Below are 14,400 nucleotides of genomic sequence, written 5' to 3' on the forward strand. Positions count from 1 at the left end.
TGCCTAAAATTAGGATAAATAAGCAATCAACTAATTTTTATTTTTTCAAACTTTACCTTTTCTTTATCGTTGAAAGCGGATTTATGGTATAATAAGCATTGTATTTATTGTATATGAATCTGGAGAAAAAATCAAAGATATTTTTGACGGATAATATGAGAACAAGGGAGAATATATGACCTTAGAATGGGAAGAATTTCTAGATCCTTACATTCAAGCTGTTGGTGAGTTAAAGATTAAACTTCGTGGTATTCGTAAGCAATATCGTAAGCAAAATAAGCATTCTCCGATTGAGTTTGTGACCGGTCGAGTCAAGCCAATTGAGAGCATCAAAGAAAAAATGGCTCGTCGTGGCATTACTTATGCGACCTTGGAACACGATTTGCAGGATATTGCTGGCTTACGTGTGATGGTCCAGTTTGTAGATGACGTCAAGGAAGTAGTGGAGATTTTGCACAAGCGTCAGGATATGCGAATCATACAGGAGCGAGATTACATTACTCATAGAAAAGCATCAGGCTATCGTTCCTATCATGTGGTAGTAGAATATACGGTTGATACCATCAATGGAGCCAAGACAATTTTGGCGGAAATTCAAATTCGTACCTTGGCCATGAATTTTTGGGCAACGATAGAACATTCTCTCAACTACAAGTACCAAGGGGATTTCCCAGATGAGATTAAGAAGCGACTGGAAATTACAGCTAGAATCGCCCATCAGTTGGATGAAGAAATGGGTGAAATTCGTGATGATATCCAAGAAGCCCAGGCACTTTTTGATCCCTTGAGCAGAAAATTAAATGACGGTGTAGGAAACAGTGACGATACAGATGAAGAATACAGGTAAACGAATTGATCTGATAGCCAATAGAAAACCGCAGAGTCAAAAGGTTTTGTATGAATTGCGAGATCGTTTGAAGAGAAATCAGTTTATACTCAATGATAGCAGTCCGGACATTGTCATTTCCATTGGTGGAGATGGCATGCTCTTGTCGGCCTTTCATAAGTACGAAGACCAACTTGATAAGGTACGCTTTATCGGTCTTCATACAGGACACCTGGGCTTTTATACCGATTATCGTGATTTTGAGTTGGATAAGCTGATGACCAATTTGCAGCTGGATACCGGAGCAAGGATTTCTTATCCGGTTTTGAATGTGAAGGTTTTTCTTGGAAATGGAGAGGTCAAGATTTTTCGTGCCCTCAATGAAGCTAGCATCCGCAGGTCTGATCGAACCATGGTGGCAGATATTGTCATCAATGGTGTTCCCTTTGAACGTTTTCGCGGAGACGGGCTAACAGTTTCGACTCCCACTGGTAGTACAGCATATAACAAGTCGCTTGGTGGAGCTGTTTTACACCCTACCATTGAAGCTCTGCAGTTGACGGAAATTGCCAGCCTTAATAATCGCGTCTATCGAACGCTAGGTTCGTCCATTATTGTTCCGAAGAAGGATAAGATTGAACTCATTCCAACGAGAAACGATTACCACACCATTTCGATTGACAATAGCGTTTATTCTTTTCGTAGTATCGAGCGAATCGAGTATCAAATTGATCATCATAAGATTCACTTTGTCGCGACTCCTAGCCATACCAGCTTCTGGAACCGCGTTAAGGATGCTTTTATCGGCGAGGTGGACGAATGAGGTTTGAATTTATCGCAGATGAACATGTCAAGGTTAAGACCTTCTTAAAAAAGCACGAGGTTTCTAAGGGGCTTCTGGCCAAGATTAAGTTTCGAGGTGGTGCAATTCTGGTCAATGACCAACCGCAAAATGCAACCTATCTATTGGATATTGGAGATCGAGTTATCATCGATATTCCTGCTGAGGGAGGCTTTGAAACTCTAGAAGCTATCGAGCGCCCACTGGATATTCTCTATGAGGATGACCATTTTCTAGTCTTGAATAAACCCTATGGAGTGGCTTCTATTCCTAGTGTCAATCACTCCAATACCATCGCTAATTTTATCAAGGGTTACTACGTCAAGCAAAATTACGAAAATCAGCAGGTTCACATTGTAACCAGACTTGATAGAGATACTTCTGGCTTGATGCTCTTTGCTAAGCACGGATATGCACATGCGCGATTAGATAAGCAGTTGCAGAAGAAGTCCATTGAAAAACGTTACTTTGCTTTGGTTAAAGGTGATGGACACTTGGAAACAGAGGGGGAAATTATTGCTCCGATTGCGCGTGATGAAGACTCTATTATCACCAGAAGGGTAGCTAAAGGTGGGAAGTACGCCCATACTTCCTACAAGATTGTCGCTTCCTATGGAAATATTCACTTGGTAGACATTCGCCTGCATACTGGTCGAACCCACCAAATACGAGTCCACTTTTCTCATATTGGTTTTCCTTTGTTGGGCGATGATTTGTACGGTGGTAGTCTGGACGATGGCATTCAGCGTCAGGCCCTACATTGCCATTACCTATCCTTTTATCATCCATTTTTAGAGCAAGACTTGCAGTTAGAAAGTCCCTTGCCGGATGATTTCAGTAACCTTATTACTCAGTTATCAACTAATACTCTATAAAAACTGTTTCAGAGTATAATTATTATCTTAAAGGAGAAAACTCATGGAAGTTTTTGAAAGTCTCAAAGCCAACCTGGTTGGTAAAAATGCTCGTATCGTTCTCCCTGAAGGGGAAGAGCCTCGTATTCTTCAAGCAACTAAACGCTTGGTAAAAGAAACAGAAGTGATTCCTGTTTTGCTTGGAAATCCTGAAAAAATTAAAATTTATCTTGAAATTGAAGGGATCATGGATGGTTATGAAGTCATTGACCCTCAACATTATCCTCAATTTGAAGAAATGGTTGCTGCTCTAGTGGAGCGTCGCAAGGGCAAAATGTCTGAAGAAGATGCACGCAAGGTTTTGGTTGAAGATGTCAATTACTTTGGTGTTATGTTGGTTTACTTGGGCTTGGTTGATGGAATGGTATCTGGAGCTATTCACTCAACAGCTTCAACAGTTCGCCCAGCCCTACAAATCATCAAAACTCGTCCAAATGTAACGCGTACTTCAGGTGCCTTCCTCATGGTTCGTGGTACGGAACGTTACCTGTTTGGAGACTGTGCCATCAACATTAATCCAGACGCAGAAGCTTTGGCTGAAATTGCCATCAACTCAGCAATCACAGCTAAGATGTTTGGTATCGAGCCTAAAATTGCTATGCTAAGCTATTCTACTAAAGGATCAGGATTTGGAGAAAGCGTTGATAAGGTTGTTGAAGCAACTAAAATTGCTCACGACTTGCGCCCTGACCTTGAAATCGATGGTGAGTTGCAATTTGATGCAGCCTTTGTTCCCGAAACTGCAGCTCTTAAAGCTCCGGGAAGTACAGTAGCTGGTCAAGCAAATGTCTTCATCTTCCCAGGTATCGAGGCAGGAAATATCGGCTACAAGATGGCTGAACGTCTTGGTGGTTTTGCAGCTGTAGGACCTGTTTTGCAAGGTTTGAACAAGCCAGTTAACGACCTCTCTCGTGGATGTAATGCTGATGATGTGTACAAGTTGACCCTTATCACAGCAGCTCAAGCAGTTCATCAATAAAGAGAAGTGCTACTCAATAATTCGTATTTATAATCAAAAAACGCACAGTATCAGGAGCCGAAAAAACTTGATACTATGCGTTTTATTGTGTGAAGATTTACTTCATTTTCTCTTAAAATTGAGTTTTTGCCCAGCCTATTTTTAGTCTTTATAAGCTACGATGCCAATGATGGTATCAACTGCACGTTCCATGGTCTGAAGGCTGACGTATTCAAAACGTCCGTGCATATTTTCTCCTCCCGCAAAGATATTAGGTGTTGGGATTCCCATAAAGGAAATCTTAGAGCCGTCTGTCCCTCCACGGATTGGTTCGATAATAGGAGTGATCCCCAGATCTTCCATAACGGCTTTAGCAATGGTAATTGGAGTCATGTCTTTTTCAATGACTTCTTTCATATTGTAGTACTGGTCTGTCAAGTTTAAGGTGACACGGTCACTACCAAGTTCTTGATTCATTTTATCAGTGATTGCTTGCATAGCTTTCTTACGAGCTTCAAAGGTATCCTTTTCAAAATCGCGAATGATGTAGCTAGCACTTGCCTCCTCAACACTACCTGTTACATCCATAAGATGATAGAAACCTTGGTAGCCATCAGTTAACTCAGGTCGGTCATTCTCTGGGAGTTGATTATGGAAATCAATTGCTAGCTGAAGAGCATTAACCATCTGACCTTTGGCAGTACCAGGGTGGACATTACGACCTTGGAAATGCAATTCAGCACCAGCTGCTGAGAAAGTCTCGTACTGAAGTTCCCCTAGTGGTCCTCCATCAACAGTGTAGGCAAAATCCACATCAAAATCTTCTGCATCAAATTTATTAGCACCAACACCAATTTCCTCATCTGGACCAAAACCAACACGAATTTCACAGTGTTTGATTTCAGGGTGAGCAGTTAGATATTCAATAGCAGTCATAATTTCAGCAATTCCTGACTTGTCATCAGCGCCGAGCAAGGTTGTTCCATCGGTTGTGATGAGCGTTTGTCCTGTATATTTCTCAAGACTCTTGAAGTCAGCTGGATCTAATTTAAAACCAGAATTCCCTAGTTCAATCACACCACCATCGTAGTTTTCAATTACCTGTGGATTGACTCCTTCGGCATTAAAATCAGCAGTATCCATGTGGGAGATGAAGCCAATTTTATGTGTTAACGATGGATCATTGGCTGGCAAGGTTCCAATTGCAAAACCATTTGGAAGATAGTAAACATTTTGCAGTCCAACACGTTTCATTTCAGGGATAAGGACATTGGTTGCAAAGTCAACCTGACTCTGTGTACTTGGAGTAGTAGTAGAGTGTTCATCAGAGCGCGTGTTGACCTTAACGTAGGTTAAGAAGCGGTCCAAGAGATTTGGATAAGTCATAAAAAACTCCTTTTGAATTTATTTTTTCCATTGTATCATAGAAAGAAGAGAAAAACAAAAGACATAAGTTAGGGAAATTCGCTATGTTGGCGTTTACTTATTAATGGATAAATGATAGAATAAACTTGATAAAAACATCACAAGGAAGCGATTATGAAAAAAGCAATTTTAATGATGACTTTCGGTTCGCCAGAAGAGATTACCTTTGAAGGTGTGGCTGATTTTTTCACAAATATTCGTCGTGGAGTGAGACCTCAAGACCACGAGATTCAAACTCTCTATGATAATTATGTACTTATTGGAGGCACGCCTCTGCAAAAAATTACCCGTGAAGAGGTTGCCTTGGTAGAAGCTAGGCTAGGAAATGAATATAGTGTCTATTTTGCCAATAAGTTTTCCAGTCCCTTTATCCCAGATGTGATTGGTCAGATGGAAGCAGACGGAATTGAGCAGTGTATTTGCCTGATTTTGGAGCCCCATTATTCTTTTTACTCTGTCATGGGTTATGAGAAATTTTTAGAAAGCAAGCAAATTCAATTTTTGGTTATTAAGGACTGGTATCAAGAAGAAGCGCTCTTAAACTATTGGGCAGATGAAATTGGTAAAATTTTAAAAGAAGAAGTAAAGCAGGATAGTTTTAAAGTCATCTTTTCAGCCCATAGTGTGCCTATTTTTGCCTTGGATTTTGGTGATCCTTATATCGACCAAATTTTTGAAAATAGCAAGTTAGTCGCTGAAAAACTAGGTTTGAGTTCCGAACAATATACAAATACCTGGCAAAGTGAGAGTGATATCGGGATTCCATGGATTAAGCCAGATGTTTTGGAGTATCTCAGAGAACAGACAGAACATCCAGACCATTATATTTTTGTTCCTATCAGCTTCATTAGCGAGCATATTGAAGTCTTGTTTGACAATGATGTGGAATGTTATGACTTGTGTCAAGAATTGGGTGTGAACTACCATCGACCACCAATGCCAAATACAGATTCTCGTTTGATTGATGCCTTGGTCAACACAGTCAGAGCTAATGAACATCAGGAGTTTAAGGAATTTCTTCCAGAAGAAGAAACCTTTGATGAATTAGTTCCTTCAGACGAGACTAAAAACATTTTGGCCGAATCTCAAGATTTACAAATGCCAGAATTTGTGAAAAAACTGATTGAGAAAAAAGGTCGGGAGAATGTCAAGATGCCTTATCTTATCAAGAAGATGCTAGAAAAAGCAGGCAAGTTGCCGAAAGAGTAAAGAAAAAGGATTTAGCTTTGCGCTAGATCCTTTTAATCGCTTATTTTTTCTCAAGAAGGGCTTTGATTTCTTGAAGTACTTCCAACTCGGTTGGTTTTTTTTCGTCAGTTTTTTCTTCCTTTATGCCAGTCAGTTTCTGTGCTTTTTCAATACCCTTGATAATAAAGAAGAGGGCGGTACCGACAAAGATAAAATTGATAATAGCACTTAAAAAGTTACCATAGCCGACTCCATGCCAAGAAAGTTGAGCGATACGTTCGACTTTAGCAGCTTTCAAAGCGGGATTTAAAATAAGAGGAGTGATAATGTCGTTTACAAGTGAAGTAACGATAGCACCAAAAGCAGAGGCAATGATCACGCCGACAGCAAGGTCAACAACATTACCACGAAGCAAAAATGCTTTAAGATCTTTTAACATTTTCATAATATCCTTTCAAAAATTTTTACTATTTATTATATATTAATTAAGAAAAGCTTGCAAGATATATGCTCAGAAGTTTTATTTATTAAAAACATAGACCTTGCTTAAAATGTAATTAAGAATAATTATCAATAATTGTGCAAGAACTGTTTCAATTGCATTTACCTTATCAAGATTTTCATTTACGAATTGACCTATGATGTGAGGAAACTGAGTCACAAACAGAAAAGTAAAGAGCAAATCTAACAGAAAAGTAGAAAGGCGGGCAAGAAAAAATTTCACTAAACGGATAAGCCGATTCTTCCTTGCTTGCTTAAACACGATTGTATCATTTGTGATAAAGGCAAAGAGGATACCGATACTATTTGCTAGGGCAGTAGCAAGGAGTTCCTGATGACTTAGTTGATAAATGACTAGTCGTGAGAGAATCGAAACTAGAGTTGTTGCAAGGCCAAAAAAGAGATAGGCTAAGATTTCATTGTTAAAAAATTTTTGAATACGAATTTTCATGTTTTAAGTATAGCATAAAGCAGGCTATTGTGCTATACTAGTAAGGTTGAATAAAGCAACCCTTGGTGCTTAGCTTCTTTCACCAAGCATATTACACGCGGATAACCGCTAAAGGAGAAAAGATGAAAAAATTAACTATTCGTGATGTTGCAGATATTGCAATCGTTGCTGCTATTTATGTCGTTTTGACTGTCACACCGCCCCTAAATGCAATCAGCTATGGTGCTTACCAGTTCCGTATTTCAGAAATGATGAACTTTATGGCTTTTTACAATCCTAAGTACATCATCGGAGTTACCATCGGTTGTATGATTGCTAATTTCTTTAGCTTTGGACTGCTTGATGTCTTTGTTGGTGGTGGATCAACCCTGGTATTTCTCAGTCTAGGTGTTTGGCTTTTTGCAAAATACAGCAAGGATTACCTCTTTAACGGATTGATTAGAAAAGATCATTTCTTCTTTTCAATCCTCTTTTCAATTTCCATGTTTACTATCGCTGCAGAGTTGAATATCGTAGCGCAATTACCATTTTTCCTTACTTGGTTCACAACAGGAATCGGTGAATTTGCCTCATTGATTATTGGAGCGATTATTATCGGTAAAATTGGTCGTCGAATCGATTTAAGCAAATAGAACAGGACAAGCTAGGTAGCCTTTACCTGGCTTTTTCTTATAGAAAATTTCTAAGGAAACTTGACAAGCTTTTCTGATTATAGTATACTTTTCAAGTAAGCTGATTTAGCTCAGTTGGCAGAGCGCATCCATGGTAAGGATGAGGTCGCCGGTTCAATCCCGGCAATTAGCATTAAATAGACAAGAAAACCCTTGTAAATAAAGGGTTTTTGTTATGTCTGCCCCAAATCTTTCAAAGATATTTCTTATTCAGCTGTGTAAAAGAAGTTAAAGAGTTTCGTCTGTTGACAAAAGTCATTCTCTTTAGTAGAATAGTAGATGCGATGAGTCGATAGGTAGTCTTCGGGCTACTATTGAGCATAAGGAGGTCATAACGCAGGAGCGGACCTTGATGAGTTGTGTGAACCTGCTCATCACATGAAGATGCCTCTTAGTCCCTGGTCTAACGACTGGGGATTTTTATTGGAAACTTCTAAAACTAACTTCCAGTTTCCCACAACCTAGCTTTTAGTATGAGAAAAACTCGTGAAATCAGTGGAAATTCGTCTTAGACTAACTTCCACTGGTTTTCTTTTTCTTGATATATAAGGGTTCAAAAGTGAAAAGACTCAGAAAAAAAGTGCACGACAAATAACCCTAAAACAGAGTCGTCTTAGAGTAAATTCCAGTTGCTAGCGTTTAGTGTGAGACTTTTCGGATCAAAAAAACTATTGCGTAACAAAATAAAAAAACGATATAATTAAAGCGCTTTCAAAAGTAAATATATTAGTGAGGTGGAAGCCATGAAAAAATCAGCAAAAGTTGTTTTATTAGCTAGTTTGTTATCTGTTGGTCTTTTCAGTCCAGTATATCTGCTGTGAGCGTTCTTAAAACTTATCGGTATGCTTGGAATACCTACTATAGGTCTAGTATGAATTACCACAGACATAGCTATATTAACGTTCCATCATGGTCTCTTTATGACAGCTATTCTGAATATAAAATTGGTTCTGGTTGGAATTACGATTGTTATGAGGTACTAAACTACTACAGCGGATGCTATTAATCTCTAAAGAGTGAGAAAAAGGAGGACTAGATATGTTGCAGCTTACTCATGTGATCTTAAAAACGCGACAAGTCATCTTACAAGATGTTGATTTTACATTTGAAAAGGGTAGGATTTATGGTATTCTTGCTATCAATGGCTCTGGAAAGACGACCCTGTTCCGCGCCATTAGCAATTTAATTCCTATAAGTAGTGGAAATATCGCAGTCCCTCCTTCTTTATTTTATTATGAAAGCGTTGAATGGCTGGATGGAAACTTAAGTGGGATGGACTATCTTCGCCTTATAAAAAATATCTGGAAGTCAGATCTAAACTTGGGGGATGAAATTGATTACTGGGAAATGTCTGACTATATCAGCCTTCCAATTCGCAAGTATTCCTTAGGCATGAAGCAACGATTGGTGATTGCCATGTATTTCCTCAGTCAGGCGAAATGCTGGCTTATGGATGAGATTACAAATGGCTTAGACGAGTATTATCGACAGAAGTTTTTTGATAGGCTAGCACAAATCGATAGACAAGAACAGCTGGTTCTTTTAAGTTCCCACTATAAGGAAGAGTTGCTTGATGTCTGCGATAGAGTAGTAACCATTCATCAGGGGCAAATAGAAGAGGTTTAGTTTATGAAAGATGTTAGTCTATTTTTATTAAAAAAAGTTTTCAAAAGTCGCTTAAATTGGATTATCTTAGCTTTATTTGTATCTGTACTCGGTGTTACCTTTTATTTCAATAGTCGGACTGCAAACTCCGTCAGCTTGGGGAGAGAGTTGGAAACTCGTCTTGTAGAAATTGAGAGAGTCATCAATGAATATGAAGAGAAACTCTCCCAAATATCTGACACCAGCTCGGAGGAATACCAAATTGCTAAAAATACTTTAGACGTGCAAAAAAATCATTTGACTCAAAAGACAGAAATTCTGACTTTATTAAAAGAAGAGCGATGGAAAGAAGCCTACTATTTGCAGTGGCAAGATGAAGAGAAGAATTATGAAAGGATATCAAATACCCCGACTTCTAGCTCTGAACTAAAAATGGGGGCTGACCGCGAGCGAAAGATTTACCAAGCCTTATATCCCTTGAACATAAAAGCCCACAATTTAGATTATCCGACCCACGGGATTGATCAGATTGTCTGGATTTTAGGGGTTATCATCCCAAGCTTATTTGTGATTGCTATTATTTTTATGCTAACGCAACTATTTGCAGAAAGATATCAAAATCATCTGGACACTGCTCAATTATATCCTTTTTCAAAAGTGACATTTGCCATGTCCTCTCTTGGAGTTGGAGTGGGCTATGTAAGTGTGCTGTTTATCGGAATCAGCGGATTTTCTTTTCTAGTGGGAAGTCTGATAAGTGGTTTTGGACAGTTAGATTACCCCTACCCGATTTATAGCTTAGTGAATCAAGAGGTAACTATTGGAAAGATACAAGATGTGTTATTTCCTGGCTTGTTATTAGCTTTCTTAGCCTTTATCGTCATTGTGGAAGTAGTGTACTTGATTACTTACTTTTTCAAGCAAAAAATGCCTGTCCTCTTTCTTTCACTCATTGGGATTGTTGGCTTATTGTTTGGCATCCAAATAATTCAGCCTCTCCAAAAGATTGCACATCTGATTCCCTTTACTTACTTGCGTTCAGTGGAGATTTTATCTGGAAGATTACCTAAGCAAATTGATAATGTCAATCTGAATTGGAGCATGGGGATGGTCTTACTGCCTTGCCTGATTGTCCTTTTGTTAGTGGGGATTCTATTTATTGAAAGATGGGGAAGTTCATGTAAAAAGGAAGTTTTTAATAGATTCTAGCATTCCTATAGGGAAAATAAGTAAAAACTAACATAGAGAGGGAATCAACTTGTTTCTCTCTTTTTGATTAGGAAATCAAACCAAAATACAAACAGAAACTTTTCAAAAAAGGTAACTTCTCAAAGTAACTTCCAGTTTTGGGAGAGAGATGGAAGTTACTTTGAGAAGTTACGGGGGATTTTTATTTTCCAAAAAATGATGAAAAAGCTTTGCAATTCATGGAAAAAGTAGTATAATACATCTATTATAGAAATTTTTAGAAAATTCCGAAAGAGGTTATTTATGGGATATACAGTTGCTGTAGTCGGCGCGACAGGTGCTGTCGGTGCTCAGATGATAAAAATGTTGGAAGAATCAACACTTCCAATCGATAAAATTCGTTTACTTGCTTCTGCACGTTCAGCAGGCAAGACTTTAAAATTTAAAGACCAAGATATTACGATTGAAGAAACGACTGAAACAGCTTTTGAAGGAGTTGACATTGCTCTCTTTTCAGCAGGTGGTTCTACATCAGCTAAGTATGCACCATACGCAGTTAAAGCTGGAGCGGTAGTAGTAGATAATACATCATACTTCCGTCAAAATCCAGACGTTCCTTTGGTTGTTCCAGAGGTCAATGCTCACGCACTTGATGCCCACAACGGGATTATTGCTTGCCCTAACTGTTCAACAATCCAAATGATGGTAGCTCTTGAGCCAGTTCGCCAAAAATGGGGCTTGGACCGTATCATTGTTTCAACTTATCAAGCCGTTTCAGGTGCTGGTATGGGAGCAATTCTTGAGACACAACGTGAACTTCGTGAAGTCTTGAATGATGGAGTGAAACCATGTGATTTGCATGCGGAAATCTTGCCTTCAGGTGGTGACAAGAAACACTATCCTATCGCCTTTAACGCTCTTCCACAAATCGATGTCTTCACTGATAATGATTACACTTACGAAGAGATGAAGATGACTAAGGAAACTAAGAAAATCATGGAAGATGATAGCATCGCAGTATCTGCAACATGTGTGCGTATTCCAGTCTTGTCAGCTCACTCTGAGTCAGTTTATATTGAAACAAAAGAAGTGGCTCTAATTGAAGAAGTCAAAGCAGCTATCGCAGCTTTCCCAGGTGCTGTTCTTGAAGATGATGTAGCTCATCAAATCTATCCTCAAGCTATCAATGCAGTTGGTTCGCGTGATACCTTTGTTGGTCGTATCCGTAAAGACTTGGATGCTGAAAAAGGAATTCACATGTGGGTTGTTTCAGATAACCTTCTCAAAGGTGCTGCTTGGAACTCAGTTCAGATTGCAGAAACTCTTCATGAACGTGGCTTGGTTCGTCCAACAGCTGAATTGAAATTTGAATTAAAATAGTCATATCGTTTAGGAGTTCAGATGAACTCCTTCTTTGAAATAGAGAGGTGTTTTCATGTCTTATCAAGATTTAAAAGAGTGTAAAATCATCACAGCCTTTATTACTCCCTTCCACGAGGATGGTTCCATCAACTTTGATGCTATTCCAGCCTTGATTGAGCATTTATTGGCTCATCATACGGATGGGATTCTTCTCGCAGGAACCACTGCTGAGAGTCCAACCTTGACCCACGATGAGGAGTTGGAACTCTTTGCGGCTGTACAAAAGATTGTCAATGGACGCGTTCCTTTGATTGCGGGTGTAGGTACTAATGATACGCGTGACTCTATTGAGTTTGTCAAAGAAGTAGCGGAATTTGGCGGTTTTGCAGCTGGACTTGCTATTGTACCTTACTACAACAAACCTTCTCAAGAAGGAATGTATCAGCATTTTAAAGCCATTGCGGATGCTTCTGATCTACCAATTATTATCTATAACATTCCAGGGCGTGTAGTTGTTGAATTGACTCCAGAAACCATGCTTCGCTTGGCTGACCATCCAAATATTATTGGTGTCAAAGAATGTACTAGTTTAGCAAATATGGCTTACTTGATTGAGCATAAGCCAGAAGAGTTCTTGATTTATACAGGTGAGGATGGAGATGCTTTCCATGCCATGAACCTTGGTGCGGATGGAGTTATTTCTGTTGCCTCTCATACAAATGGGGATGAGATGCACGAGATGTTTACTGCAATTGCAGAAAGCGACATGAAGAAAGCTGCAGCTATTCAGCGTAAATTCATTCCTAAGGTTAATGCTCTCTTCTCTTATCCAAGTCCTGCTCCAGTTAAGGCAGTTCTGAACTATATGGGATTTGAAGCTGGCCCAACTCGTCTACCTCTTGTTCCAGCACCAGAAGAAGATGCCAAACGCATTATCAAAGTCGTCGTAGATGGCGACTACGAAGCGACTAAGGCAACTGTAACAGGGGTTTTAAGACCAGATTATTAATGAAGACAATAAAATCCATGACCGAATGAAGGATCATGGATTTTTCTTATTTTCCTAAACAGAATTGGCTAAAGAGTTGGGTGATGAGTTCATCAGGAGCAGCATCCCCAGTGATTTCTCCGAGGATTTCCCAAGTACGAGTCAAGTCAACTTGAAGCAAGTCAACTGGCATACCTAGTTCCAGTCCTTCATTAACAGCTTGCAAACTTTCAACAGCCTTCTCAATCAAGGAAATATGACGGGCGTTGGACAAGTAGGTTGCATCTTGCTCGACTAGACCAGCATTTTCAAAGAAGAGGTTGTTGATTCTTTCTTCAATCTTATCAATATTTTGGTTTTTAAGAACTGAAATGCGGATGATATCTTCAGGTAGTTCTGAAGTTTCAATCGTTTCTGGTAGGTCAGTTTTGTTAAGAAGAATAATTCGGTTGGTATCCTGACTGATTTCTAAGAGTTGTCTGTCTTGAGAAGTCAGTGGTTCACTAGCATTTAGAACTAGTAAAACCAAGTCAGCTTCCTTAAGGGCTTTTTTTGAACGCTCAACACCGATTTGTTCAACGATATCATCCGTTTCACGAATACCGGCCGTGTCAATCAATTTTAGAGGAACACCATTGATGTTGACGTATTCTTCGATGACATCTCGAGTAGTACCAGCAATGTCTGTAACGATAGCCTTGTCCTCACGCAAGAGGTTGTTGAGAAGGCTTGATTTCCCAACATTTGGACGTCCGATAATAGCTGTTGAAATTCCTTCACGAAGGATTTTGCCTCGACGGGCTGTCCTAAGGAGATTAGTTAGCAATTGCTCAAACTCCATAGTCTTCTCACGGACAACAGCAGTAGTGGCTTCCTCAACATCGTCGTACTCAGGATAATCAATATTGACCTCGACTTGAGCAAGTGTATTGAGAATTTCTTGACGAGTATTATTGATAAGGTCAGAAAGGGAGCCGTCTAATTGCTTAACTGCAATGTTCATGGCCTTGTCAGTCTTGGCGCGGATGATGTCCATCACGGCCTCAGCCTGTGTCAAATCTACGCGACCGTTTAAAAAGGCACGTTTGGTAAATTCACCAGGTTCTGCCAACCGAGCTCCTTCACGGATAGCTAGTTGGAGAATTTCATTGGTCACCGCAATCCCGCCGTGAGTGTTAATCTCGATAATATCCTCACGAGTGAAGGTCTTTGGAGACTTCATGGCTCCCATCATAACCTCGTCCATGACTTTACCAGTCAGAGGATCAACGATGTGACCGTAGTTAAGGGTATGGCTAGCAACCTGACTCAAGTCTTTCCCTTTAAAAATCTTTTGCGCAATAGCAAAACTTTCTGTTCCGCTCAGGCGGACAATACCAATAGCTCCTTCACCTAGTGGAGTAGAGATAGCAGCGATGGTATCAAATTCACGTGTAATCATAATATTTCCTTTAATTAATAGCTCTTTTCTTGGAAATTTTT

General features: G+C 39.5%; 15 protein-coding genes, 1 tRNA gene and 1 riboswitch. Of the genes, 12 read left to right on the forward strand and 4 right to left on the reverse strand.

From position 1 onward, the window contains the following. Nucleotides 1–175 precede the first annotated feature (175 nt). Genes yjbM through pta form a run of 4 tightly spaced genes read left to right on the forward strand, consistent with a single transcriptional unit; the run spans nt 176 to nt 3,560 of the window. Entirely contained in the window at nt 176–847 is a 672-nt protein-coding gene (gene yjbM, locus SMSK597_RS07130; RefSeq protein ID WP_000171681.1) for a GTP diphosphokinase, read from the forward strand. Further along, nucleotides 831–1,649 carry an NAD kinase gene (locus tag SMSK597_RS07135; protein WP_000799046.1) on the forward strand — a complete coding sequence of 273 codons (819 nt, stop codon included), beginning with the start codon at nt 831–833 and terminating at the stop codon, nt 1,647–1,649. The genes yjbM and SMSK597_RS07135 overlap by 17 nt, the downstream gene beginning before the upstream one ends. Continuing rightward, nucleotides 1,646–2,542: an RluA family pseudouridine synthase gene (locus SMSK597_RS07140; RefSeq protein WP_001209985.1), complete on the forward strand. Its 897-nt coding sequence runs from the start codon at nt 1,646–1,648 to the stop codon at nt 2,540–2,542. The genes SMSK597_RS07135 and SMSK597_RS07140 overlap by 4 nt, the downstream gene beginning before the upstream one ends. 43 nt (nt 2,543–2,585) lie before the next feature. After that, the gene (gene pta, locus SMSK597_RS07145; protein WP_000451580.1) at nt 2,586–3,560 is read left to right on the forward strand and encodes a phosphate acetyltransferase; all 975 of its coding nucleotides are present in this window, start codon (nt 2,586–2,588) and stop codon (nt 3,558–3,560) included. A gap of 141 nt (nt 3,561–3,701) precedes the next feature. On the opposite strand, the gene pepT is transcribed toward pta, so the two are convergent. Then, nucleotides 3,702–4,925, reverse strand: a complete 1,224-nt coding sequence (gene pepT / locus SMSK597_RS07150) for a peptidase T (protein ID WP_000222024.1) — start codon at nt 4,923–4,925, stop codon at nt 3,702–3,704. Between the two features lie 153 nt (nt 4,926–5,078). Between pepT and hemH the strand changes: the two genes are divergently transcribed. Then, nucleotides 5,079–6,173 carry a ferrochelatase gene (hemH, locus tag SMSK597_RS07155; RefSeq protein ID WP_000709230.1) on the forward strand — a complete coding sequence of 365 codons (1,095 nt, stop codon included), beginning with the start codon at nt 5,079–5,081 and terminating at the stop codon, nt 6,171–6,173. 40 nt (nt 6,174–6,213) lie between these two features. On the opposite strand, the gene mscL is transcribed toward hemH, so the two are convergent. Together mscL and SMSK597_RS07165 are read right to left on the reverse strand one after the other, a co-directional pair. After that, the gene (gene mscL, locus SMSK597_RS07160) at nt 6,214–6,591 is read right to left on the reverse strand and encodes a large conductance mechanosensitive channel protein MscL (protein WP_000910204.1); all 378 of its coding nucleotides are present in this window, start codon (nt 6,589–6,591) and stop codon (nt 6,214–6,216) included. A gap of 81 nt (nt 6,592–6,672) precedes the next feature. Continuing rightward, nucleotides 6,673–7,104, reverse strand: coding sequence for a GtrA family protein (locus SMSK597_RS07165; protein ID WP_000702210.1), 432 nt, complete (start codon nt 7,102–7,104; stop codon nt 6,673–6,675). A 28-nt stretch (nt 7,105–7,132) separates the two neighbouring features. Beyond that, nucleotides 7,133–7,229: riboswitch (PreQ1 riboswitch) on the forward strand. On the opposite strand from SMSK597_RS07165, the gene SMSK597_RS07170 reads away from it, so the two are divergent. The 7 genes from SMSK597_RS07170 (at nt 7,227) to dapA (ending at nt 12,939) form a co-directional block, all read left to right on the forward strand. Further along, nucleotides 7,227–7,736, forward strand: coding sequence for a QueT transporter family protein (locus SMSK597_RS07170; protein WP_000737072.1), 510 nt, complete (start codon nt 7,227–7,229; stop codon nt 7,734–7,736). (Overlaps the previous riboswitch by 3 nt.) Before the next feature lie 99 nt (nt 7,737–7,835). Next, a tRNA-Thr gene (locus SMSK597_RS0102355) sits at nt 7,836–7,908 on the forward strand. Between the two features lie 684 nt (nt 7,909–8,592). Further along, nucleotides 8,593–8,781: a hypothetical protein gene (locus SMSK597_RS13800; RefSeq protein ID WP_050540813.1), complete on the forward strand. Its 189-nt coding sequence runs from the start codon at nt 8,593–8,595 to the stop codon at nt 8,779–8,781. Between the two features lie 32 nt (nt 8,782–8,813). Next, nucleotides 8,814–9,401, forward strand: coding sequence for an ATP-binding cassette domain-containing protein (locus SMSK597_RS07180; protein WP_000939878.1), 588 nt, complete (start codon nt 8,814–8,816; stop codon nt 9,399–9,401). A 3-nt stretch (nt 9,402–9,404) separates the two neighbouring features. Continuing rightward, nucleotides 9,405–10,589 carry a hypothetical protein gene (locus tag SMSK597_RS07185; RefSeq protein ID WP_000655938.1) on the forward strand — a complete coding sequence of 395 codons (1,185 nt, stop codon included), beginning with the start codon at nt 9,405–9,407 and terminating at the stop codon, nt 10,587–10,589. Between the two features lie 282 nt (nt 10,590–10,871). Next, the gene (locus tag SMSK597_RS07190) at nt 10,872–11,948 is read left to right on the forward strand and encodes an aspartate-semialdehyde dehydrogenase (protein WP_000542461.1); all 1,077 of its coding nucleotides are present in this window, start codon (nt 10,872–10,874) and stop codon (nt 11,946–11,948) included. 55 nt (nt 11,949–12,003) lie between these two features. Then, a complete protein-coding gene (dapA, locus tag SMSK597_RS07195) occupies nt 12,004–12,939 on the forward strand; it encodes a 4-hydroxy-tetrahydrodipicolinate synthase (protein ID WP_000121606.1) in 936 nt (311 codons plus the stop codon). 46 nt (nt 12,940–12,985) lie between these two features. Here the strand turns inward: dapA and mnmE are convergent, their stop codons facing one another. Beyond that, nucleotides 12,986–14,359: a tRNA uridine-5-carboxymethylaminomethyl(34) synthesis GTPase MnmE gene (gene mnmE / locus SMSK597_RS07200; protein WP_000632766.1), complete on the reverse strand. Its 1,374-nt coding sequence runs from the start codon at nt 14,357–14,359 to the stop codon at nt 12,986–12,988. Nucleotides 14,360–14,400: the final 41 nt, after the last annotated feature.

Source organism: Streptococcus mitis SK597, assembly GCF_000148545.1.
In the GTDB taxonomy this organism is placed as follows: domain Bacteria; phylum Bacillota; class Bacilli; order Lactobacillales; family Streptococcaceae; genus Streptococcus; species Streptococcus mitis_C.